General features: G+C 46.9%; 20 protein-coding genes. 2 read left to right on the top strand and 18 right to left on the bottom strand.

From position 1 onward, the window contains the following. Nucleotides 1–46: 46 nt before the first annotated feature. From thrS to OQ477_RS01035, 9 genes are all read right to left on the bottom strand, one after another. Nucleotides 47–1,978 (bottom strand): threonine--tRNA ligase, encoded by a 1,932-nt coding sequence (gene thrS, locus OQ477_RS01075; protein ID WP_265971128.1) that lies wholly within the window; start codon nt 1,976–1,978, stop codon nt 47–49. 409 nt (nt 1,979–2,387) lie between these two features. After that, nucleotides 2,388–3,218: a putative sporulation protein YtxC gene (gene ytxC, locus OQ477_RS01070; RefSeq protein ID WP_045208428.1), complete on the bottom strand. Its 831-nt coding sequence runs from the start codon at nt 3,216–3,218 to the stop codon at nt 2,388–2,390. A 65-nt stretch (nt 3,219–3,283) separates the two neighbouring features. Next, entirely contained in the window at nt 3,284–3,925 is a 642-nt protein-coding gene (locus OQ477_RS01065) for a TVP38/TMEM64 family protein (RefSeq protein WP_265971126.1), read from the bottom strand. A 31-nt stretch (nt 3,926–3,956) separates the two neighbouring features. After that, the gene (gene dnaI, locus OQ477_RS01060) at nt 3,957–4,892 is read right to left on the bottom strand and encodes a primosomal protein DnaI (protein ID WP_012118157.1); all 936 of its coding nucleotides are present in this window, start codon (nt 4,890–4,892) and stop codon (nt 3,957–3,959) included. 24 nt (nt 4,893–4,916) lie between these two features. Next, the gene (locus tag OQ477_RS01055; RefSeq protein WP_265971125.1) at nt 4,917–6,326 is read right to left on the bottom strand and encodes a replication initiation and membrane attachment family protein; all 1,410 of its coding nucleotides are present in this window, start codon (nt 6,324–6,326) and stop codon (nt 4,917–4,919) included. 111 nt (nt 6,327–6,437) lie between these two features. Beyond that, nucleotides 6,438–6,896, bottom strand: coding sequence for a transcriptional regulator NrdR (gene nrdR, locus OQ477_RS01050; protein WP_003152473.1), 459 nt, complete (start codon nt 6,894–6,896; stop codon nt 6,438–6,440). Nucleotides 6,897–7,144: 248 nt separating this feature from the next. Next, nucleotides 7,145–7,525, bottom strand: coding sequence for an adenosylmethionine decarboxylase (gene speD / locus OQ477_RS01045; protein ID WP_003152471.1), 381 nt, complete (start codon nt 7,523–7,525; stop codon nt 7,145–7,147). 238 nt (nt 7,526–7,763) lie between these two features. Next, entirely contained in the window at nt 7,764–8,786 is a 1,023-nt protein-coding gene (locus OQ477_RS01040; RefSeq protein ID WP_007408083.1) for a glyceraldehyde-3-phosphate dehydrogenase, read from the bottom strand. 207 nt (nt 8,787–8,993) lie between these two features. Continuing rightward, nucleotides 8,994–9,380: a winged helix-turn-helix transcriptional regulator gene (locus tag OQ477_RS01035; RefSeq protein WP_003152469.1), complete on the bottom strand. Its 387-nt coding sequence runs from the start codon at nt 9,378–9,380 to the stop codon at nt 8,994–8,996. 183 nt (nt 9,381–9,563) lie between these two features. Here OQ477_RS01035 and OQ477_RS01030 point away from each other — a divergent pair, with 183 nt between their 5' ends. Together OQ477_RS01030 and OQ477_RS01025 are read left to right on the top strand one after the other, a co-directional pair. Then, the gene (locus OQ477_RS01030; protein ID WP_265971124.1) at nt 9,564–10,763 is read left to right on the top strand and encodes an MFS transporter; all 1,200 of its coding nucleotides are present in this window, start codon (nt 9,564–9,566) and stop codon (nt 10,761–10,763) included. 58 nt (nt 10,764–10,821) lie between these two features. Beyond that, entirely contained in the window at nt 10,822–11,664 is an 843-nt protein-coding gene (locus OQ477_RS01025) for an aldo/keto reductase (RefSeq protein ID WP_003152464.1), read from the top strand. Between the two features lie 38 nt (nt 11,665–11,702). On the opposite strand, the gene coaE is transcribed toward OQ477_RS01025, so the two are convergent. The 9 genes from coaE to citZ form a co-directional block, all read right to left on the bottom strand. After that, entirely contained in the window at nt 11,703–12,296 is a 594-nt protein-coding gene (gene coaE, locus OQ477_RS01020; RefSeq protein WP_032873708.1) for a dephospho-CoA kinase, read from the bottom strand. A gap of 15 nt (nt 12,297–12,311) precedes the next feature. Then, on the bottom strand, nt 12,312–12,944 hold the full coding sequence (ytaF, locus tag OQ477_RS01015) for a sporulation membrane protein YtaF (protein ID WP_003152461.1): 633 nt from the start codon (nt 12,942–12,944) through the stop codon (nt 12,312–12,314). Nucleotides 12,945–13,080: 136 nt separating this feature from the next. Beyond that, the gene (gene mutM, locus OQ477_RS01010; protein ID WP_265971120.1) at nt 13,081–13,911 is read right to left on the bottom strand and encodes a DNA-formamidopyrimidine glycosylase; all 831 of its coding nucleotides are present in this window, start codon (nt 13,909–13,911) and stop codon (nt 13,081–13,083) included. A 24-nt stretch (nt 13,912–13,935) separates the two neighbouring features. Further along, nucleotides 13,936–16,575, bottom strand: a complete 2,640-nt coding sequence (gene polA / locus OQ477_RS01005; RefSeq protein ID WP_265971118.1) for a DNA polymerase I — start codon at nt 16,573–16,575, stop codon at nt 13,936–13,938. 246 nt (nt 16,576–16,821) lie between these two features. Beyond that, nucleotides 16,822–18,561 (bottom strand): two-component system histidine kinase PnpS, encoded by a 1,740-nt coding sequence (gene pnpS / locus OQ477_RS01000; protein WP_265971117.1) that lies wholly within the window; start codon nt 18,559–18,561, stop codon nt 16,822–16,824. Further along, the gene (locus tag OQ477_RS00995; RefSeq protein ID WP_014418615.1) at nt 18,554–19,273 is read right to left on the bottom strand and encodes a response regulator transcription factor; all 720 of its coding nucleotides are present in this window, start codon (nt 19,271–19,273) and stop codon (nt 18,554–18,556) included. Before OQ477_RS00995 ends, pnpS begins: the two co-directional genes overlap by 8 nt. Nucleotides 19,274–19,488: 215 nt before the next feature. Continuing rightward, a complete protein-coding gene (gene mdh / locus OQ477_RS00990; RefSeq protein ID WP_003152455.1) occupies nt 19,489–20,427 on the bottom strand; it encodes a malate dehydrogenase in 939 nt (312 codons plus the stop codon). A 45-nt stretch (nt 20,428–20,472) separates the two neighbouring features. Then, a complete protein-coding gene (gene icd / locus OQ477_RS00985) occupies nt 20,473–21,744 on the bottom strand; it encodes an NADP-dependent isocitrate dehydrogenase (RefSeq protein ID WP_003152454.1) in 1,272 nt (423 codons plus the stop codon). Between the two features lie 160 nt (nt 21,745–21,904). Then, the gene (citZ, locus tag OQ477_RS00980) at nt 21,905–23,023 is read right to left on the bottom strand and encodes a citrate synthase (protein WP_265971116.1); all 1,119 of its coding nucleotides are present in this window, start codon (nt 23,021–23,023) and stop codon (nt 21,905–21,907) included. Nucleotides 23,024–23,283: the final 260 nt, after the last annotated feature.

Here is a 23,283-nt window from a genome sequence, read left to right as displayed (position 1 = left end):
GCAAAAAAACCCCATTCTGGATGAACGGGGTTTTTTGTATTTCCGGTTATTTTTTCGCTTCGGCTACAGCCTTTTTCACAAAATCGTCCAATGAGACGGTTTCTGATTTCTGCTCGCCGTATTTCCGGACATTTACCGCGCCGTTTTCCGCTTCTTGGTCACCGACCACAAGCATGTACGGGATTTTTTGCATTTGCGCTTCACGGATTTTATAGCCGATTTTCTCGTCCCGGCTGTCAAGCTCGACACGCAGGCCTTCGCGCTGCAGGCGCTCCTGCACTTTTTTCGCATAGTCAAGATGCACGGACGGTGATACAGGAATGACTTGGAATTGCACCGGCGCAAGCCATGTCGGAAGGGCGCCTTTGTGCTCTTCGATTAAGAAAGCAACGAAACGCTCCATCGTTGACACGACGCCGCGGTGAATAACGACAGGACGGTGCTGTTTGCCGTCTTCCCCGACGTAAGTGAGATCAAAGCGTTCCGGAAGAAGGAAGTCAAGCTGTACAGTTGACAATGTCTCTTCTTTGCCGATCGCCGTTTTCACCTGCACGTCAAGCTTAGGGCCGTAAAACGCCGCTTCGCCTTCCGCTTCATAATAGTCATGGCCGATTTCGTCCATTGCCGCCTTCAGCATGGACTGCGCTTTGTTCCACATTTCATCATCATCAAAATATTTTTCCGTGTCTTCAGGATCGCGGTAAGACAGGCGGAATGTGTAATCATTCAGGCCGAAGTCTTCGTATACGTCTTGAATCAAACGGACCGTGCGGATGAATTCTTCTTTAATCTGATCAGGGCGGACGAAAATGTGCGCGTCATTTAACGTCATGCCGCGTACGCGCTGAAGACCTGAAAGCGCCCCTGACATTTCATAACGATGCATCGTTCCGAGCTCGGCGATGCGGATCGGAAGCTCACGGTAGCTGTGAATGTCCTGCTTGTAAATCATCATATGGTGAGGACAGTTCATCGGACGGAGCACGAGTGTTTCATTGTCCATTTCCATCGGCGGGAACATCGTATCCTGATAATGATCCCAGTGCCCTGATGTTTCGTACAGGTCTTTGCTTCCGAGAACAGGCGTATAGACGTGCTCATAACCGAGGCTCAGCTCTTTATCCACAATGTAGCGCTCGATCACGCGGCGGATGGTCGCGCCTTTCGGCAGCCAGAGCGGCAGGCCTTGTCCGACTTTTTGAGAGTTGGCGAACAATTTTAATTCTTTGCCAAGTTTTCGGTGGTCACGCTCTTTCGCTTCTTCAAGCATCCGCAAATGCTCTTTCAGGTCATCCTTTTTAAAGAAGGCTGTGCCGTAAATGCGCTGAAGCATTTGGTTTTTGCTGTCGCCGCGCCAGTATGCGCCCGCAAGGCTCAGCAGCTTAAATTCTTTAATTTTGCCTGTAGACGGCACGTGCACGCCGCGGCACAGGTCAAAAAATTCGCCCTGCTCATAAATGGAGACCGTTTCGTCTTCTGGGATGGCATCCAGCAGTTCAAGCTTCAGATTATCGCCGATTTCCGCAAACATGGCTTTTGCTTCATCACGGCTCACTTCTTTTCGGATGATCGGCAGATTTTCACCTACGATGCGTTTCATTTCTTTTTCAATCTTCGGAAGGTCATCCGGCGTCAGCGCCTGCTCCATTTCAACGTCATAATAGAACCCGTTTTCAATGACGGGGCCGACTCCGAATTTCACATCTTTATAAATGCGTTTTATCGCCTGGGCCAATAAATGCGCCGTGCTGTGGCGCATGATGTTCAAACCTTCTTCTGTGCCTTCTGTAATGATTTCTACGGCACCGTCCTCTTGAATCGGCGTTCTTAAATCAATTTCCTGTCCGTTCAGTTTTCCGGCTAAAGACTTTTTCTTTAATCCCGGGCTGATGGATGCCGCGATATCTTCTGTTGTTGTTCCTTTCGGAAATTCCTTTACCGCTCCGTCCGGAAATGTGATGTTGATCATATCTGACATCTTCGTCACTCCTTTTTTATGCAAATCAAAAACCCCGCCCCCTATGAAAGGGACGAGGTTAAATAAACGGAATCGTGGTTCCACCCTTTTTTCCGCGCGGCCGATTGTTTCGGCACCTGCGGCTCTAAACTCTGTAACGGAAGTTCCCGTCAGCTATTACTGGCGCTTCTTCCGGCGTTCACAGCTGAAGTTCAAAGGCGGTAAAGACAATGATCCATAGCTGGAAAGCTTTCAGCCTAGGGCTCTCCTCTCTTATAAAGCCGGTATCAATGCTTCATGTCCTTATCAATACGTGTAGCAATCATTAATCTTTTATGTATTATAAAATGTCTGCGAGAAAAATGCAACTCGGTTTTCCGTCTGATTTCGCACAGACAGCCCTGCCGCCTACACAAGGCCGTCCGTGCGGCTATCCTTCCGTCTTCTCGGCTGCAAACGCGCCCAGCGGAAAAAGGCGCACCCTCTCCTGAAACACGTTTTGAATCGTTCTGGACATCATATGCTCCGGTTTGTCCGTATACAGTTCTACCGTCTCAGGCGCAATGGAGATCAGCGGCGCAAGGAGATGGGAATCTATATACATCGGGTGCTCCCGGACAAACCGTCTGTCTATGTATTTTTTCTGTTCCCGTTCTGACAAATAGCGCAGCTCCCACAGCGTAAAAGCCCGGTCATGTACGATGCGGACTTTCTTCATCCGCGGCGGATTGGATGTCACATAATCTCTCAGAGACTGAATAAAGTTTTGATATTCCTGTTCCATCCGGTATTCATCTATCGCGGCCTCTGCGTATTCTCTGAGCCGCTCATAATACCTGCCGAGCCGGAACGTCTGAAACGAACGCACGGAAAAAACACCCGCATCAAGTGAAATCGTCCGGAGCGCATCTGAAATAAACTGTGTGCGCGGCTCTTTCTTCGGCTCGAACGGATGATCATCCAACTCTCCTTCCATAATGCTGTGTGCAAGCTGAAGGATTTGCTGCTGTTCATCCTGATCGGTGAAGCAGTATGCATCCTCAATAAGCGAAAGCATATGCTCGTCTTCTTTGCATTCCAAAAAAAACCTGACAAGTATCGGCTCAATAAAGCGCTGAACGCAAAAAGCCGTTTCAGACCTTGCGATTCCGACTTTTTTTGTGCCTTCACGGACAATAAAATGTCTCCGGTCGTCCGATTGCTGAATGAGATGTAAAAAAGCGGCGGTATCGTGGTCATCTTCAAAGATCACTTCAAGCATATTTGTCCCCCCTTACGGCATCTGTTACAAGTATATGGGGGATGTTTTTAAAATAGACGTAAAGGTTAGCTTTCACCGCCGAACAAATGGCGCACCTTCTTTTTAAATATAACGGGAAGCGATAAAAATACGATGTAAAGAAAGATCACGCAGAGTACGGTCAGCACATTGCCGGACATAAAGCTCGCGCCGAGCACATTCAGGACGATCGTCCCCGGAATGATGCCCGCTGCGGTCGCCAAAAAATACGTCATCGGCCTGACTTTCGATAGGCCTGCGGCATAGCTGATCACATCAAAGTTAACAGGCAGAATGCGCAGGATAAAAATATAAAAGAAGCCATTGGTTTTCATCTGCTTTTGAATGGCTTCCATTTTTCCATGACGGCTTTTCTCATTAAAGGCAAACAGCCCCGCCGCAAAAAATGACGCGGCGGCAGCGCCCATTGAGCCCGCCAGCGTATACACGGTGCCGAAAAACGGGCCGAACGCCAATCCTCCGGCGACGGAAACGATTGATACGGGAAACAGCACAAAAGGCCTGACGATGGAAATTCCGATAAACACAAGCGGCGCAAAAATACCGAACGATAATATCCACAGCCGGATCTCCTTAGGCGACAGATTCAGATATTTGCGGTTTGCCCACAGCAAAAGACCCGCTCCCGCCGCAGCCGTAGCCCAAGTGACAGCCTTCTTATTCCTCATTCCCTCAAATCCTTCCCATTGGACGCCGGCATCATGAACGGCGGCGGTTTTCCCCGTCAAGACGGACGGGCGAAGCCAAATATAAAATCCGCTCCATCAGTCTTGCCGCTTTTACTTCTTCCTTTTCTCCCCGCTGTGAATACGTAAAATGATGCTTCAGCTCGTCTGGTGAAAAATTAGACGAGAAGAAAGTGGGAAGCTGCTGGCTCATTCTGTGCTGAAGCACGGTGCCGATAACTTCATCCCTTACCCAGCTTGTCATTGACTCCGCTCCGATGTCATCAAGCATCAGTACGGGCGTGGTTTTCACCATATTCAGTTTCGCCTCCAACGACTGATCCTGGAGCGAGTTTTTCAGCTCTCTGACAAATTCGGGAACATATACGATCATTGATGAATACTCTTTTTCCGCCAGCTCGTTGGCAATGGCGGCTAAAATAAATGTCTTTCCGATTCCGAATTTTCCGTACAGATACAGCCCTTTGCCTTTTCCCGTTTCATTATAGCTCTTCAGAAAATCCGTCACATGCTGGAAGATGCCGACTCTGCTCGGATCGGTAATATCGATCTGCTGAAACGTCGCGCCGAGAAGATCCTGCTGAATATACATGCTCTTCATCAGGGACTTTTGCCTTTTCTGGCGGTCGAGCTTTCTCTTTTCCGGACATTCGTAATATTCAATATCGATGGAACGCCCGTTGATCACAAGCTTCGGATGATAGCCTTCAAGCAGGCTGTTCGTCCGGCTGTCTTTCGAACAGAAGGCGCACTGTTTGCTTTGCTGAACGAATTCGTACAGTTTATTTAACCCTCTGTCAATCATGCTTTGATTGATTACATCTTTCTGTTCCTTCAAAAAAGCCTGGACGTCTTCGTCAGCCATGACTTGCTGCTGCATTCGTTCCAGGCGTTTTTGAAAGTCAGGTCTTTTCGTCACGCCTTCTAAGGATCGGCTGATCGGTTCCATTCAATATCACCCCGCTTCTCTGTCTCAATAGGCAGAGTATTTTTTCAGTTTTTTCATTTCTTCCATCATTTTTTTCTTCTGTTCCTCAAGATCCTGCGCGGAAAGAGCCGGCTGTTCTTGTTTCTTCCCGGTTTCTTCTTCTTTCATCCAATCAGGGCGCTTTTCTTCCCGGACGGTTTTTTTGCCGCGCGCCGCGCCGTTTGTTTTGCCGTCCGCCCAATCAAGATATTGCCTGTGCTCTTCTATTGCCAGCTTCATTGCTTCCCGTACCGTTTTGACTTTCTTTCTGGCCCAGTGGGCGGCGATTTTTTGGATATAGTTTTTGGACAGCTTCATATCCGTTTTCAGCATGACATAATAAATCAGCACATTGGTGACGCCGGGCTCAAGCTTTTGTTCGAACATAATATCGGCGATAATCTGCAAGTCGGCTTTTGACGGCTCGGTGCCGTCCGCAATGTCCTGAAGAAGCTTTCTCGGTGATATGGTCTCAAGCTGTGCGATGAGTTCGCCGTTCAATGAATCGTCCTTTTCCGTTCGGTTTTCTCTCAAGGTGACAGGCTGTGTTTTATCAATCAGTTCCGGAAGCTTTCCGCTTCTTTCAATTTGGTACCAGTCGCTGGCCGCTTTCCTCAGCGCTTCGGCCGTTATCGTATCCTGTTCATTAATTGCGGTCATGACGACGTGCTGCATGGAGATAGGATCTATTCCGTATAAATATGAAAGCTTTTTAATGCTCTCCCGCACATCCTGTGTGATTGATTTGCGCGGTATTATCGTTTCTGACAGTCCCGCCATGAAAAGCTCAAAATCAAACACTTCCTCCGTCACCGTATAGGAAGGCGCTTGTCCGACAGACGCCGTCTCATAGTCCTCAGGGAGCTTCATCGCCTCTTCCATATCAGGCGTCATTTTCCATTCACTCGGCTGAAAAGAGGCAAAGGCGTGATTAAACGGACGGGTAATTTCCCTTGCGCCCGCGCCGACGGAAGGATGCGTGTAAAATTGTCTCAGCTGCTGGTATTTCGTTTTACCGACTCTGTTATAAAGAAAGACATTCAGCATGCCGTCTTCAAAAAAATCATTCGGTCTGAGCGGGGGCAGCAGCTCATAAATAAACATCCGCTCTTTTTGCTCGGACTCCCGGATATACACTTTCAGCAGCCCGATCCCTTCAAGCTTTCCCTGTTCATGATGAATCTTTTTTAAATTTGACTGCATCATGCCCATCAGCTGCCTGTGCGTGGATTCCGCTCCCCACAAGCGGTTCTGCTCAAGCTCCCCCCATAAGGTCATATAAAGGGAGAATGCAAATGAACCGATCAGCGGCTGGTACAGATGTGTCAAAACCTGTCTGTCGACATCCTGAAGAAGCGAACGGCTTTTGACCGTATAAGGATCTACAGGCAATACGTCATTCCAATAGTCAGCCATGATTCTCAAACCTTCCGATATGTTTCTACTCTCATTTTACACCGTTTCTGCGATCTATCAAATGCCAATTTTGCTCATGAGAAAAGAGCCAGACACAATCTCTTAGCTCTCTCAGCGTTCTTTCTTTATTAAATCTTTCAATTCATCGATAAACACGTTTATATCCTTAAACTGCCGGTAGACGGAAGCAAAGCGGACATAAGACACCTCATCGATTTTCGCCAGACGGTCCATTACCATTTCTCCGACAAGTTCGCTTTTGACTTCAGATACACCTTGGTTTCTCAGCTCTTTTTCAATGTCAAAGCACATGTCTTCCAATGTTTTTAAAGGAACGGGCCTTTTTTCACAAGCTTTAATTAACCCGCGCAGCATTTTTTCACGGCTGAATTCTTCCCGGACGCCTTCTTTTTTCACGACGATCAGAGGCATCTCTTCAAACTTCTCAAATGTAGTGAAGCGGTAATGGCAGGCTTCGCATTCCCGCCTTCTGCGGATTGATTTCCCTTCGTCCGCAGGCCGTGAATCAAGTACGCGGGAACCGTTATGCTGGCATGAAGGACATTTCAAATTGGATCAGCTCCCATCTGTTTCGTTGCTGTAATGCGGTTCGCAAGCTTCCGGTAAATGCCCGCCAACGTTTCTAGGATGAGCCTATTTGTTGGGAGAGCCGATAGACCGGCCTTATCTTTTCTATTTTACAAAAAAAATGCTTAAAGAAAAAGCAATGCTGTTTTTTTACATTAGAAAAGGAGCATCAGCTTCAAAGCGCGTAATGGCTTTTTCAGCTTAGCTCCCTTGTGTTTGCGTTTTGAAAATTACAGTACTTTCGCTTGTGCCTGTTTAATCTGTACAGGCCCCATTCCTCTCGGTATTTCAATGTTTTCTCTTGTATCTGCATGTAATGCGTCCGCAATGTAATCCGCAGCCACATTAGGATCCAGGTCTCCACAAGTATAAACATCAATGCTTGCATATCCGTGTTCAGGAAAACTGTGAATCGTTAAATGTGACTCAGAGATGATAACGACTCCGCTTACGCCTTGCGGTGCAAATTTGTGAAATGCGACCTCGCGCACTTCAGCTCCTGATTTCAAAGCAGCATTTACAAACGTTTTTTCAATAAAATCCATGTCATTGAGCTTATCAAAATCGCATCCCCACAGCTCGGAGATGACGTGACGCCCCATTGTTTCCATAATCATGGACCCCCCTTAACAAGAATTAAAAAAGTGAATTTCCGAGAACTGACCCGGCCATTTACCACGGGGGAAAGTTAGTCCGGAGAGGTCCTAACCCTTTAAGTAATTCCGAAGCAGTCACGAGCAAGAAGTTCACGAAAGATAGTATACTGTGTTTAAGTTTATTTTGCAAGGTGTGTTTTTTGCGAATATGCCGTTAAGGGTGTTTTTCTAACAAATGTCCATGATCTTTAGTCTACACAGCTGACGGGTGTTTCATTCGCGCGGCGACGTGACGGATAAGATCAACGACCCGGCAGGAATATCCCCATTCATTGTCATACCAGGCGAGCACCTTTACTTTTCGGTCTTCCATCACCATCGTTGTCAGTCCGTCGATGATCGCAGAGTGTGAATTCGTATTATAATCCGAAGAAACGAGCGGCTCATCCGAATAATCAAGAATTCCGTACATCGACGTTTTTGCGGCTCTTTGGAAAGCGGCATTCACTTGCTCGGCCGACACATCTGTTTTCAGATCGCAGACAAGGTCCACTAATGACACATTCGGAACGGGAACACGCAAAGCAAGACCGTGAAGTTTTCCTTTCAAATGAGGCAGCACGAGCGACAGCGCTTTAGCCGCGCCTGTAGAAGTCGGAATGATGGATTCTCCGCACGCTCTCGCCCTCCGCAGATCTTTATGCGGATTGTCGATATTTTTTTGATCATTCGTGTAAGCATGAACAGTCGTCATCAGGCCGCTTTCAATCCCGAATTCCTGATCAAGCACTTTGACGACCGGCGCAAGACAGTTTGTCGTGCAGGATGCATTTGAAATAATGACATGTTCATCGGGATTGAACTGCTCTTCATTTACTCCCATGACAATGGTAACGTCTTCATTTTTGCCCGGAGCCGTTAAAATAACTTTTTTCGCCCCTGCTTCAATATGGCTCATCGCTTTTTCTTTTGAATTAAATTTCCCCGTTGCCTCTACGACGATGTCTATTCCGCATTCTTTCCACGGAAGCTCTCTCGGGTCCCGGCGATTGAACAGCATAATATGTTTTCCGTTGACGATCAGACTGTCGTCGGAGGTCTCAACTTCTTGATCGTATTTGCCGTGAATTGTGTCATACTTTATCAAATGAGCAAGCGTTTCCGGGGGATAGCTTGCATTAATGGCTGTTATTTGAATTTGATCATCTTCCATTGCTTTTCTGAACACCATTCTTCCGATTCTTCCAAACCCGTTGATTGCTACTTTTACCTTCATGCTCAGGTCACCCCTTTTTAATATGCCACTCTAATTTAATTTTATTTATATATAGTATAACACATTAAAAGAAATCCGCCAGTACAACTTGATAAAAATCCACCCTTATACCGATCAATATGTTGTTCAATCGGTTTTTTTGCATATAAAATGATCTTTCTTCCATAAAAAAAGCAGGATCAGCGTCTCAGGCTGCCTGCTTTTTTCTTATATTTGTCCCGGTTCTTTGAATTTGTCATTTAAAATGCTGTCCTCTAAAACGGAAGACACCTCGCCGTACCGTTTAGCAATATGCATCGCGCCCCAGTCACACAGCGCGTTTAAAATTCTCTCCAGACTGTGCCCGTATTCACTCAGCTCGTATTCCACTTTCGGCGGCACCTGATTGTATACGATCCGATTGATGACGCCGTCAGCTTCCAGCTCCCGCAATTGCTGTGTCAGCATCTTCTGGGTGATGTCCGGCATAAGCCGTTTCAATTCGCTTGTCCGTTTTTTCCCGCGCATGAGGTGGCAGAGGATCACACACTTCCATTTTCCGCCGATCACTTCAAGCGCCGCCTCTACGGATATATTGTATTTTTTCTTCAGCAACGGTAATTCCTCCTCATCTATAGGAACTAAAAAGTGCCTATGGCACTTAAAAGTACGTTCTTTTCAATGACACTTCTATCGATCATAATGACATTTGCCGGCTGAAAAGGAATGTACTCTTATACTTATATCGTTTACCCGGCATCATTTCAACCATACATTATCGTTCAAGGAGGAAAACAGATGTCTTCACATCGCCAAAGCTATTTACCAGCACTGCTGGCATTAGCCGTCAGCGCTTTTGCGATCGGCACAACCGAATTTATCAGCGTCGGGCTGCTGCCGCTTATATCTCAAGATCTGCATATACCTGTGACAACGGCGGGACTTACCGTTTCCATGTATGCTCTGGGCGTGACATTCGGCGCGCCGGTTTTAACGTCTCTCACATCCGGCATGTCGCGGAAAACGCTGCTGCTCTGGGTGATGTTAATTTTTATCGCCGGAAATACACTCGCAGCGAGCGCTTCCTCAATCGGCATATTACTGGCGGCACGGGTTATTTCGGCTTTTTCCCACGGCATTTTCATGTCAATCGGGGCAACAATCGCCGCCAATATCGTGCCGGAGCATAAAAGAGCAAGCGCGATTTCTATCATGTTTACGGGGCTGACGGTGGCTACGGTGACCGGCGTTCCGTTCGGCACCTATCTCGGCCAGCAATTCGGATGGAGAATCGCATTTGCCGTCATTGTGGCAGTAGGAATCATCGCATTCCTCACAAACGCGCTTCTCGTTCCGTCACATTTGCGCAAAGGAACGAAAACCGCATTTTCCGAGCAGGTCAAACTCGTCACAAACGGCCGGTTATTGCTTTTATTTATTATTACCGCGTTAGGCTACGGCGGAACGTTTGTCGTGTTTACGTATTTATCTCCGCTTCTTCAGGAGGTAACCGGTTTCCAGAAAGAAACCGTCGCGGCCATCCTGCTCATTTACGGAATTGCGATTGCCATCGGAAACATGATTGGCGGCCGTTTATCAAACCGGAATCCGCTGAAAGCCTTGTTTTATATGTTCATTGTCCAGGCTGCTGTGCTGTTTGTTCTGACTTTTACCGCGCCGTTTAAAACAGCCGGGCTGATCACCATTATTTTCATGGGGCTGTTGGCGTTTATGAATGTGCCGGGGCTTCAGGTATATGTCGTGATGCTGAGTGAACGTTTTGCGCCAAGCGCCGTTGATACAGCATCAGCCTTAAATATCGCGGCATTCAATGCCGGGATCGCGATCGGCTCGTTTGCCGGCGGAATCATTACAGACTCAATCGGAATCATTCATACCGCTTGGATCGGGGCGCTGATGGTGCTCAGCGCCGTCGTATTAACCGGATGGAGCAGGAAGCTTGAAAAGCGGGATCGCACTGCCCTTGAAAGGAGGTGAGTTTTTCTTCAGCGCATTTTGATTGTTTCAACAGACAACTAATAGGAGGAATATATACATGACAACACATTTACAAGCAAAAGCAACATTGCATAACGGAGTAGAGATGCCTTGGTTCGGCATCGGCGTTTTCAAAGTAGAGGAAGGCGCGGAACTCGTCAACGCGGTGAAAACGGCATTGGTGCACGGCTATCGCAGCGTTGATACCGCCGCGATTTACGGAAATGAAGAAGGTGTCGGCGAAGGCATCCGCCAAGGGCTGCAAGAAGCGGGATTAAAACGTGAAGACATTTTTGTCACGTCAAAAGTGTGGAATGCCGATTTAGGATATGAAGAAACGTTAAAAGCGTTTGACACAAGCTTAGAAAAACTCGGTTTAGATTATTTGGATTTATATTTGATCCATTGGCCTGTCGAAGGAAAGTACATCGATGCGTGGCGGGCGCTCGAAACCCTCTACAGGGATGGACGCATTAAGGCGATCGGGGTCAGCAATTTCCAAATTCACCATCTGAAACATCTCATGAAAGAAACGGAAATCAAGCCGATGATCAACCAGGTGGAGTACCACCCGCGTCTGACACAGAAAGAACTGCTTGCTTTCTGCACTGAACAAGGCATTCAGCTTGAAGCGTGGTCGCCATTGATGCAAGGGCAGCTGCTTGATCATCCCGTCTTACAGGAGATCGCTGAGAAGTACGGCAAATCAGCCGCTCAAGTGATTTTGCGCTGGGATTTACAGAACGGTGTCATCACCATTCCGAAATCAACTAAAAAACACCGTATTGAAGAAAATGCAAATGTCTTTGATTTCGAACTGTCAGCTGACGATATGAAGCGGATTGATGATCTGAACGAAAATCTCCGTGTCGGTCCTGACCCTGACAATTTTGATTTTTAACCAGAAAAACACCGTTCGGCTTTCCGAACGGTGTTTGTTTATGCCCAGCCGCTCAATACTTCCTCAAGCTGGTGCTTTGTATATTCAAGACTGCCGCTGTTATCAATGACGGCGTCAGCTTTTTTTGTTTTGTCCGCTAAAGGCATTTGCGACGTTATCCGGCTCATCGCTTCTTCTTCTGTAAGGGAATTCCGCTCCATCAGCCGTTTGAGCTGAATGTCTGCCGGTACGGTGACGACGAGCACCTTGCCGACAAGATAATCAAGCCCGCTTTCATACAAAAGCGGTATATCCAAAACGACGAACTGCTCTTTTCGCGCAACGGCTTCATCCCGCTGTTTCAGCATTTCCGCACGTACCGCCGGATGAACGATCTGATTCAGCTTCAGACGCTTCTGTTCGTCAGTGAAAACGATAGAACCGAGTTTTTTTCTGTCAATATCGCCATTTTCCAGCAGGATGTCTTTTCCGAATGCTTCCACAATTTGTCCGTAAGCCGGCATTCCTTTTTCCACCGCCTGTTTTGCGATGACATCCGCATCAATGACTGTTATTTTTTTGTCGATCAGCATACGCGCTACCGTGCTTTTGCCGCTTGCGATGCCTCCCGTTAAACCGATGACCAAGCTCAAAAAGCCCACTCCTTCTTACATTTTCCAAATCCCGATGATAATCAGCAGGACTCCCGGCAAAAATGTCATTTTATCTATCCAATTCCATCTTGAAAGCAAATGCCCCGCGTTTATGCCGAGTGAAACAAACAGCGAGCTCATCAGCCCGACAGTCACGCTCATCATAACCGGAGAAAAGCCGAGAATGGCCGCTCCCAGTCCGGCGCCAAACGCGTCAATGGATAAGGCGATACCGAGCAGAAGCGCCTCGACTCCGTTAATGGTTCCGGATTGATCAATATCGGCGCTGGTCGGTTTTTTCAAAATGTGAATGACGATGCCGAGCGATTTCACTTCAAGATTAAGTAGCGTTTTTTCATGCAATAAGTAATCCGGCTCTTTAGCCGGTTTGAAAAATTGCCAGATGACCCATGCCCCGATTCCGATTAAGATCAGCCCGCCCAGTTTTTCCGTGACGGATACGGGAAAAATCTTTGTCAGAAAATGGCCGATCAGCATGGATATAAACATCACAGAGGCTGAACAGCAAGCGATCACGGCAATCGCTTTGAACGGGATTTTCATTTTTCTCAAACCATACGTAAACCCGACTGAAAAACTGTCCAAGCTGACAGCAAAAGCCAAAAGCAGCAAAGAAACAATCTCCATATCCGTTTCTCCCTTTCTCTTGATCGGCAATTGTGACATATGCCTATTGGGTGAATCACAATATATATATGGAGAAAGGTCATCAACTGTGTTAGAAAAAAGTCATTCTGCTGCCGCCTGCTTGTACAGCTTCAGTTTATGATTTTTTTTGGCAGCGGGCGCAAAAATGCGTCCCCCTTCCGCCGACCACGATTTTAGAAATCATCGTGCCGCACGTTTTGCACGGCTCATCCTTTTTGCCGTATACGTAATGTTTGAGCTGAAACATTCCGATTTCCCCTTGAGAATTGATATAAGACCGGACGGTGCTCCCGCCCGCGTCAATTGCTTCCTGAAGGGTGTCTTTAATTTCTGTATGAAGCGTTTTTATCTGCCCGTCTGACAGACTGTTCGCTTTTGTCTCAGGATGAATACGCGCCCGGAATAAAGCTTCATCGACATAAATATTGCCGAGGCCGACGACCGCTTTTTGATCGAGCAGGGCTGTTTTCACCGCGCGGTTCGTTTTTGCAAGCCGCTCTTTTAAATAAGCAGCGGTAAATGCTTCATCATCGGGTTCGGGCCCGAGCTGTGAAAGCGGTAATGCATTCAATTCCTCTCCCGGCGCAAACAAATGCATCGTGCCGAATTTCCGGACATCCCGGTAGCGGAGCTGTGTTCCGTCCGTCATGTGAAACACGACGTGCACATGTTTATCGTCAGGCTCATCGGCCTGATAAAGACCGTATTTCCCCTCCATCCGCAGGTGGGACACCATGACATAATGATCCAGATGGAAAAGCAAAAACTTTCCCCTTCTTCCGATGGATCGGATTGTTTCTCCTGCAATCTGCCGCGCGAATTCCTCCGGCTCGGCGGGTTTTTTGATGATATTCGGCCATCTGATATCCGCCGATTCAATCGTTTTCCCCTTCACAAGACCGGTCAGAGTGCGCCGGACCGTTTCAACTTCTGGTAATTCCGGCACAATCATCACTTCCTTTTTCTCTGTTTATTTTGCATCGTACCAAGACGGCCCTGAAGCATAATCCGCCTTCAGCGGCACGTCTAATGCCAAAGCATGCTCCATCACTTCAGGAACCAGCTTCTCTAATATTTCAATTTCTTCCTTAGGCGCTTCAAAAATCAATTCATCGTGCACCTGAAGCAGCAGTCGTGCCTTCAGGTTTTTCTCTTTTAGCTCAGCTGCCATGTCAATCATGGCTTTTTTAATAATATCGGCGGCGCTTCCCTGAATCGGCGTATTCATGGCCGTCCGTTCCGCAAAGCTCCGCAGGTTGAAGTTGCGGCTTGTCAGCTCAGGAATATAGCGGCGGCGCTGCATAAGTGTCGTGACATATCCTTTTTGCTTCGCTTCCTGTACCGATTCTTCCATATATGCCTTGACGCCAGGGAAGCTCTCCAAATAGCGGTCTATAAAAGCGCCCGCTTCCTTCCGGGTGATGCCGAGGTTTTGTGACAGCCCGTAATCACTGATGCCGTAAACAATGCCGAAATTGACGGCCTTTGCCTGGCGGCGCATCGCTTGTGTCACTTCATCTTCACTGACATGAAACACGTCCATGGCGGTTTTTGTGTGAATGTCCATGTCATTCGTAAACGCTTCGATCAGATTTTCATCTTTTGAAATATGCGCAAGCACCCTTAATTCAATTTGTGAATAATCGGCGGCGAAAATAAGCCAGTCCGGTTCGGACGGTACGAAAGCCTGACGGATTTTCCGCCCTTCCTCCAGCCGGATCGGAATATTTTGCAGGTTCGGGTCCGTTGAGCTGAGGCGTCCGGTTTGAGTCAACGCCTGATTGAATCGTGTATGCACCTTATGAGAATCCTTGCGCGTGACCTTCAGCAGCCCTTCTATATAAGTCGATTGAAGCTTGCCGATTTGTCTGTATTGCAGGATATAAGCGACGATATCATGTTTGTCGGCGAGCTTCTCAAGCACATCGGCTGAAGTGGAATAGCCTGTTTTTGTTTTCTTTACTGGCGGCAGGCCGAGTTTTTCAAACAGAATGACGCCGAGCTGTTTTGGTGAATTGATGTTAAACGGCTCACCGGCGATGTCATGGATTTTTTCTTCATATTCTTTCAGCTTTGCCTTGAGCTCTTCGCCCATTCGCTTCAGTCTTTCAACATCCACTTTGACGCCCATTGATTCCATTTCTCCAAGAATAAGCGCAAGCGGGAGTTCGAGATCTTCATATAATTCAAGCTGATTATTTTCTTCCAGCGCGTGCAGCAGTTTGTCACGAAGGCTGTTAACGGCAGACGCTTTCCGCGCGAGATGATCGGCAAGCTCTTTTTCAGCCGGAACGGCGCGCTTTGCGCCTTTTCCGTATACCGCTTCATCTTTTGAAACGATATTCAGCCCGTATTCTTTCGCTACGCTCGCGACATCGTCGTACGAATTGCCCGGGTTTATAATGTAGGCAGCAAGAAGCGCGTCAAATTCCGTTCCCTTCAGCTCAATTCCCTGCCAGCGCAAAGCGACGACGGAACGTTTGCTGTCGAACACCCACTTTTTCATCGATTCATCTTCAGCCCAAGATTTAAAAGCTTCAGACTGAATGGCGATTTCTTTCGGAATATAATAAAGACCTGTTTCATTCACGATGGAAAAGCCGAGGATCGGTTCTTCGTGATAGTTATCACCGATTTGTTCGACGACCAAAGCGGACGGCGAAACGAGCATATCTTCGGTGATTTCTTCTGCCGTTTCGACATTGATGTCTTCAAAATTTTCTTCCGCCGTTTCCCCGCTTTCTTCACCGAGCCGCTCAAGAAGCGTATTAAAACCGAGTTCTTTAAAAATGGCAACAACTTGTTCACGGTCAAACCCTTTGTAATCTAAATCTTCGGGCTTGACTTCAATCGGCGCATTTGTCATAATCGTCGCCAGCTCTTTGCTCATCAGGGCTTGCTCCTTATATTCTTCAAGCTTTTCTTTTAATTTTTTTCCGCTGACTTCATCAATGGAATCAAGCAGTTTCTCAACCGAATGGAACTGCTTTAAGAGCTTAATCGCGGTTTTTTCTCCGACGCCGGGGACGCCCGGTATGTTATCGGATGAATCCCCCATTAATCCCTTCATATCAATGATTTGCAAAGGGGTCAGACCGTACTTTTCCTGCACGTGCTCCGGCGTGTAATCTTCCACGTCGGTAATGCCTTTTCTCGTAATGGCAACGGTCGTTTTCCCGGTTGCAAGCTGGGTTAAGTCCTTGTCCCCCGACACTACCTTTACTTCGAAGCCTTCTTTTTCAGCAGATACGGCAAGGGTGCCGATAATATCGTCCGCTTCATATTCAGGAAGCTCGTAGCGGCTGATTTTGTAGGCATCAAGGAGCTCGCGGATGAACGGCATCTGTTCTGAAAGCTCCGGCGGCGTTTTTTGTCTTCCGCCTTTATATTCTTTAAACGTGCTGTGGCGGAAAGTGGTTTTTCCCGCATCAAAAGCCACCAGCATGTGGGTCGGCTTTTCATCTTCCAGCATTTTCATTAAAATCATCGCAAACCCGTATACGGCATTTGTATGAATGCCTTTTTCATTGCTTAAAAGCGGCAATGCAAAAAACGCCCGGTATGCCAGACTGTTTCCGTCGACAAGCACTAATTTTTTTCGTTCCGTCATTCAATATCCTCCTAAGAGCAAAAGCTCGTCATTCCTCTATTTTTTAATCTCACAGCTTCTCTTATTTTAACAAAGTTCAATTTGAAAGGAAAATGAGCGAACCCCGTGAAAACGCAAAAAAGGACGGGAACAAGAAAACACGTTCCCGCCGTCAAAATTGGCTCCTTGGATGAAGGGGTTCTGTTATATCCTAACAAGATAGGTTTAACAGGTCATGAAGAAATTGTTAATCCTTTGTAAAGCTGATCACGCTTCCGGCTGCCGCTTCAGCGTCACGGTAAATACAGTGCCCTGTCCCGGCTCGCTTGTGACCTCGATTTTACCTTCATGGGCTTCTATTAAGTGCTTCACGATGGCGAGGCCGAGCCCGGTTCCTCCCGAGTTGCGGCTTCTGTCTTTATCCACGCGGTAGAATCTCTCAAATATCCGCGGGATCTCTTCCTTCTGAATGCCGATTCCCGTATCGGACACTTTGATATCGACAACGGTTTCTTTCACATGTACCGAAATCCCCACCGTCCCTTTTTCAGGCGTGTAGGTCAGGGCATTGTTCGCCAGATTCAAAAATACCTGCTTCAGCCTGTGCGCGTCACCCGTCACAAAAATCGGCTCTTCCGGGAGATCGAGCTGAAAGCTGATGCCTTTTTCCTCAGCCTTATGCCGCAAAAGCGCTTCAATTTCATGCAGAATTTTTGCAGCGTCAAAGGACTCTACGCGCATCGTAAAGTTTTGCTGCTCCATCTTGGATAAATCCAATAAATCCTGCACGAGAGATTGGAGCCGCTCACTTTCTTTCAGAATGATAGACAGAAAGTCTGAAAGCGCCTTTTCGTCTTTCATCGCTCCGTCTAACAGTGTTTCCGTAAATCCTTTAATCGAGGTGATCGGTGTTTTCAGTTCATGGGAGACATTGGCGACGAAGTCCTTTCTCATCTGCTCCAATTTTTTAATTTCCGTCATATCGTGAAAGACGAGGACGATGCCCTTCCATTCATCGTCGGGGCCCATGATCGGAACGCCGTCAACTTCAAAGTAGCGCCGCTCAATATTGATGGGAAGTCTGAGCAGCTGGCATTTTTTCGTCTCTGTCATAAAAATGTCTTCGACAAGCCGAATGATCTCCTCATGTTCAAACGCATCATGGTAAAGGCGCCGAAGCAGACGTTCAGGCTTTGTATGAAACTGCTTCGTATATGACCGGTTCACGAGATTGATAAAACCTCTCCCGTCTATTAAAATCAAACCGGATCCGATATTTTCAATAACGGTTAACAGACGATCGCGCTGCATATCCTGCGTTCTCGTCATTTCCATTAAATCGACCGCCAGGCTGTTCATCGCACGCCCAAGACGGTCCGACCGCCTTGCGTAGCCGCTGTAGGAGCGGGCGTCGTAATTCCCTTTGGACAGCTCCGTCGCCACCTTTGTCGCGGCGTCGATTGATTTTTTGTAACGGGACGTCATGTTTGTATAAAAGAAAACGATAATGATAAAAGCGGTACAAAGACTTGCTGCCAGCATGCCCCACATTTCTCCGGCAACGCTTGAACCGCCGTTGATCTCAGAGGAAACGAGTACATACCCCGCAATTTTCCCGGCGCCATTTTTTACGGCAGTGCCGCGGATGACTTTGCTTTTCGACTGTACGGCTTCCTCACTTTTATTGTGAGAAATGAACTCCTTTACGGCTGAATCATCAGCATGACTGCCGGAATGATATACGGCGTCACCCTTCTCGTTGAGCACGGCGACGTTTATACCGAGGGTGCGGCCGGCGTCACGGATTACCGTTTCATTGCTTTTATTGCCGATTCGGCCGGTGTCAAGAAGGCCCGCTATGTATACCGATTCCTTTTTCAGCTGATCCGCCGTTCTTTCTTCAGCGGATGAAGAAATAAGCTGCTGTAAAAAAAGGCCGAGAACACTGAAAACCAATATGATACATACAACGAGTAAAGCGAACAGACGCACACGGACTTTATTCATTCATTTTTGGCTCCTCCAGTTTATACCCCAAACCTCTGATTGTTTTAATATAGATGGGTTTTTTGGTATTTGATTCGATTTTGTCGCGCAGATGGCTGATATGAACGTCAACAATCCGGGTATCCCCGGCAAAATCATAGTTCCAGACCGCGCTCAGCAGAAGATCTCTCGTCAGCACTCTTCCCTTATGTTTTCCCAAATACAGAAGCAGTTCAAATTCTTTAGGCGTCAGTTCCAGCTGTTCTGACTTAAAGTACGCTTCGTAATGCTCCGGAAGAATTTTCAGCTCGCCGATGAGAATCTGCCCGTCCTTTTCCTCTTCTCTGCCTTGTGACAGCGAAGAAATGTCAGCCCTTCTTAAAATGGCTTTCACCCGCGCAGTGACTTCCCGCGGACTGAACGGCTTTGTCATGTAATCATCCGCTCCGAGCTCCAGTCCCAGCACTTTATCAAACTCCTCATCTTTTGCTGTCAGCATCAAGATCGGAACCATCATTTTCTGCTGTCTGAGCTGTTTACAGACGTCGATTCCGTCCACTTTCGGCAGCATGACATCCAGTACGATTAAATCCGGATTTTCATTCTCTGCCTGCTCCAGAGCCTCTTCGCCGTCTGATGCGGTGATGACATCATAGCCGGACCGTTCCAGATTATACTGTAAAAGAGTAACGATAGATTGTTCATCATCTACAACTAAAATTTTTTTGTTCATGCTGCGCCCTCCGCTGTCTATTTTCCCCGACATCCAATTTTCTCTATTTTATGTGTTGCATATCACTTTATGATTTCATTTTATCCAATACTGCCCGTTCAGACAATTCGCCTTTTTGATCATTTTCAGAGAAAGGATCGCTCAGGGAAAAAGAAAACGCTTTCATTAATTGTAAAAAGAGGAAGGCTTCTGATTCGGAAGCCTTCCCTTTTTTCTTATGACAATACTTTCATCACGTTTTTGACAGATTCAACTGATTTACTCAGCTGCGCTTTTTCATAGTCTGTCAGTTCAAGCTCGATGATTTGCTCTAGGCCGTTTCCTCCGATAATCGTCGGTACGCCTAAGTAAATGCCTTCATGACCGTATTCGCCTTCTAAGTAAGCGATGGTCGGAAGCACGCGGCGCTGATCTTTCAAAATGGCTTCTACCATTTCAGTCAGTGACGCAGCAGGCGCGTAGTAGGCGCTTCCGTTTCCGAGAAGGTTGACGATTTCCCCGCCGCCTTTTCTTGTGCGTTCTACAATCGCATCAAGACGGTCTTTCGGGATAAGCGTTTCAAGCGGAATGCCGCCCGCATAGGAATAACGGACGAGAGGAACCATGTCGTCACCGTGTCCGCCAAGAACAAAACCGGTCACATCTTTTACAGACAGGTTTAATTCTTCAGCGACGAATGTTCTGAATCGCGCAGTGTCAAGCACTCCGGATTGTCCGATGACGCGTTCTTTCGGGAAGCCTGATTCTTTGTACACCGCATACGTCATCGCATCAACAGGGTTTGTCAATACAACGATAATGCAGTCAGGAGAATATTTCACGATCTCACGTGTGACGCTTCTCATGATTTTTTCGTTTGTAGATACGAGATCATCACGGCTCATGCCCGGTTTTCTCGCAATTCCGGCTGTGATGACGACGATATCAGAACCGGCTGTGTCCTCGTAGTTGGACGTGCCTGTGATTTTCGCGTCAAATCCTTGGACCGGACTTGCTTCGAGCATGTCTAGCGCTTTTCCTTTTGTCGGGTTTTCTAATTGCGGAATATCAACGAGCACAACGTCCGCAAGCTCTTTTTGAGCTGTAAGAAAGGCTGTTGTCGCTCCCGTAAATCCTGCTCCGATAACAGAAACTTTACTGCGTGTTTTTCCCATGATTCTCTTCTCCTTTTTTGGCTTCATTAGAAGTCTGCTTTAGGTTCAGTCCATGTTTTTGATTAGCTCTTCACCAAACTCTGAACATTTCACTTCAGTTGCACCGTCCATTAATCTGGCAAAATCGTACGTTACTACTTTTGAAGCAATCGTTTTTTCCATAGATTTAATGATCAAGTCGGCAGCCTCATTCCAGTTCAGGTGTTCAAGAAGAAGCACTCCTGAAAGGATGACGGATGACGGGTTGACTTTGTCAAGGCCGGCATATTTAGGAGCCGTTCCGTGAGTCGCTTCGAAAATCGCATGCCCTGTTTCATAGTTGATGTTCGCTCCCGGCGCGATTCCGATTCCGCCTACCTGAGCGGCAAGCGCATCAGAGATATAGTCTCCGTTTAAGTTCATTGTCGCCACGACGTCGAATTCGCTCGGACGGGTTAAGATCTGCTGAAGGAAAATATCAGCGATGCTGTCTTTGACGATGATTTTTCCTGCCGCTTCCGCTTCGCTCTGCGCTTTATCAGCCGCTTCTTTTCCGTCTTTTTCGACAATGCGGTCATATTCAGCCCAAGTGAATACTTTATCTCCGTATTCTCTTTCGGCAAGCTCGTAGCCCCAGTTTTTAAATGCCCCTTCAGTGAACTTCATGATGTTTCCTTTGTGGACAAGCGTGACAGACTTACGGCCGTTTTCGATCGCATACTCAATGGCAGCTCTGACTAAGCGGCTTGTGCCTTCTTCAGAAACAGGTTTGATGCCGATTCCTGACGTTTCAGGGAAACGGATTTTGTTAACACCCATTTCATTTTGCAGGAAGCTGATCAGCTTTTCAACTTCTTCAGAACCTTTCGCATACTCAATTCCGGCGTAAATATCTTCCGTATTCTCGCGGAAAATGACCATATCCGTATCTTCAGGACGTTTGACCGGAGAAGGCACTCCCGTGAAATATCTGACAGGGCGCAGGCACGTAAACAAATCAAGCTCCTGTCTCAGCGCCACGTTCAGAGAACGGATACCGCCGCCGACCGGTGTCGTCAGAGGACCTTTGATGGCGATGAAGTACTCTCTGATGTCTTCCAGCGTTTCGGCAGGAAGCCACTCACCTGTTTTATTATAAGCCTTTTCACCGGCATAAACTTCTTTCCACGTGATTTTTTTCTCGCCTTTATATGCTTTTTCAACAGCGGCTTCCAATACTTTAGAAGCGGCGTTCCAAATATCAGGGCCTGTGCCGTCGCCTTCAATAAACGGGATAATCGGATTATTTGGTACGTTTAATACTCCATTAGAGACTGTAATTTTTTCACCTTGTGACACAATATTACCTCCCAGTATGTAATTCATATTTAGAAAACATTTTATTTTTCTTGTATAGAAAATAAAATGACTTTTCTCAAGATTCTATCAAAATTGTAAACCAATCCGGGCTTGATTAACAAGAGGCTAACGACATGAAAATCACCAGCCTCCCGTTTGATCAGGCTCTTTCATCAATCGGAACAAAAGTCTGCTTATCCGGACCCGTGTAATCAGCGCGCGGGCGGATGAGGCGGTTGTTATCGTACTGTTCAAGAATATGGGCGATCCATCCTGACATTCTGCTGACCGCAAAGATCGGCGTGAACAGATCGTGATCAATGCCGAGACTGTGGTATACAGATGCGGAATAGAAATCAACGTTAGGCGGGAGTTTTTTCTCCGACGTTACGATTTCTTCGACACGGATTGACATCTCGTACCATTTGCTTTCACCCGTCAGATTCGTCAGGCGTTTGCTCATTTCTTTTAAGTGTTTGGCGCGCGGGTCTCCATGCTTATACACACGGTGTCCGAAGCCCATTACTTTTTCCTTTTTCTCCATTTTGCTGCGAATATAAGGCTCGGCGTTTTCCACTTCGCCGATTTCTGTCAGCATTTTCATGACGGCTTCATTGGCTCCGCCGTGAAGCGGTCCTTTTAAAGCGCCGATGGCGGCAGTGATGCCTGAGTAAATATCAGATAAGGTGGCGACACATACTCTCGCCGTAAATGTTGATGCATTCAGCTCATGATCCGCATGAAGAATGAGCGCTTTGTTAAACGCTTCCACTTCGATCGGAGAAGGCTCTTCACCGTTTAAGGTGTAAAGGAAGTTCTCCGCGATTCCATACTCTTCCTTCGGTTCAACAGGATCAAGTCCTTTGCGGATTCTTGAGAAAGCGGCGACAATGCCCGGCACTTTCGCCTGCAGACGGATGGCTTTTCTGTAGTTCGCTTCCGGATTCATGACATCGGCTTCACTGTCAGTCAGACCGAGTAATGAAATCGCCGTCCGGAGCGCAGCCATTGGATGTACGTTATTGAGGGGATAGGATTTGAAGTGCTCAATGATTTCTTGTGGAACGGCAGCTTCTTTCGCAAGCTGTTTTTTCAGTTCAGCAAGTTCCGTTTGATTCGGCAGGCGCAGATGCCACAGCAAATAAATGATTTCTTCAAAACTTGCATTCTCTGTCAAGTCGTCAATATCGTACCCTACATATGTAAGGGTATCGTCGATAATAGAGCTTACAGATGATGTTGTTGCTACAACCCCTTCAAGACCGCGTGTTGCTGTCATATTCAACCTCTCCTTTTCAATCAAAATTCCCCTTTAAAGAGTATATAAAACATACGGCTTACTTAAAATGAGTCATGCAAACAATCCCTTTCCCCTTTAAGAAAATGCTTACATTTCAATGGTTGCGATTACATAACCAGTATGCTTATAGAGGAACATAACAAATTCTTATAAGCTTATTTAAGTTTAAGCCTATTCTTATTATAAACAATAATCTGATTAATTTGTAGACTTTTAACTAAAAATGTTTTAAAAGCCTT

Source organism: Bacillus sp. ChL18 (assembly GCF_026241425.1).
Taxonomy (GTDB): domain Bacteria; phylum Bacillota; class Bacilli; order Bacillales; family Bacillaceae; genus Bacillus; species Bacillus velezensis.
This window is presented reverse-complemented; position numbering and strand designations above follow the sequence as displayed.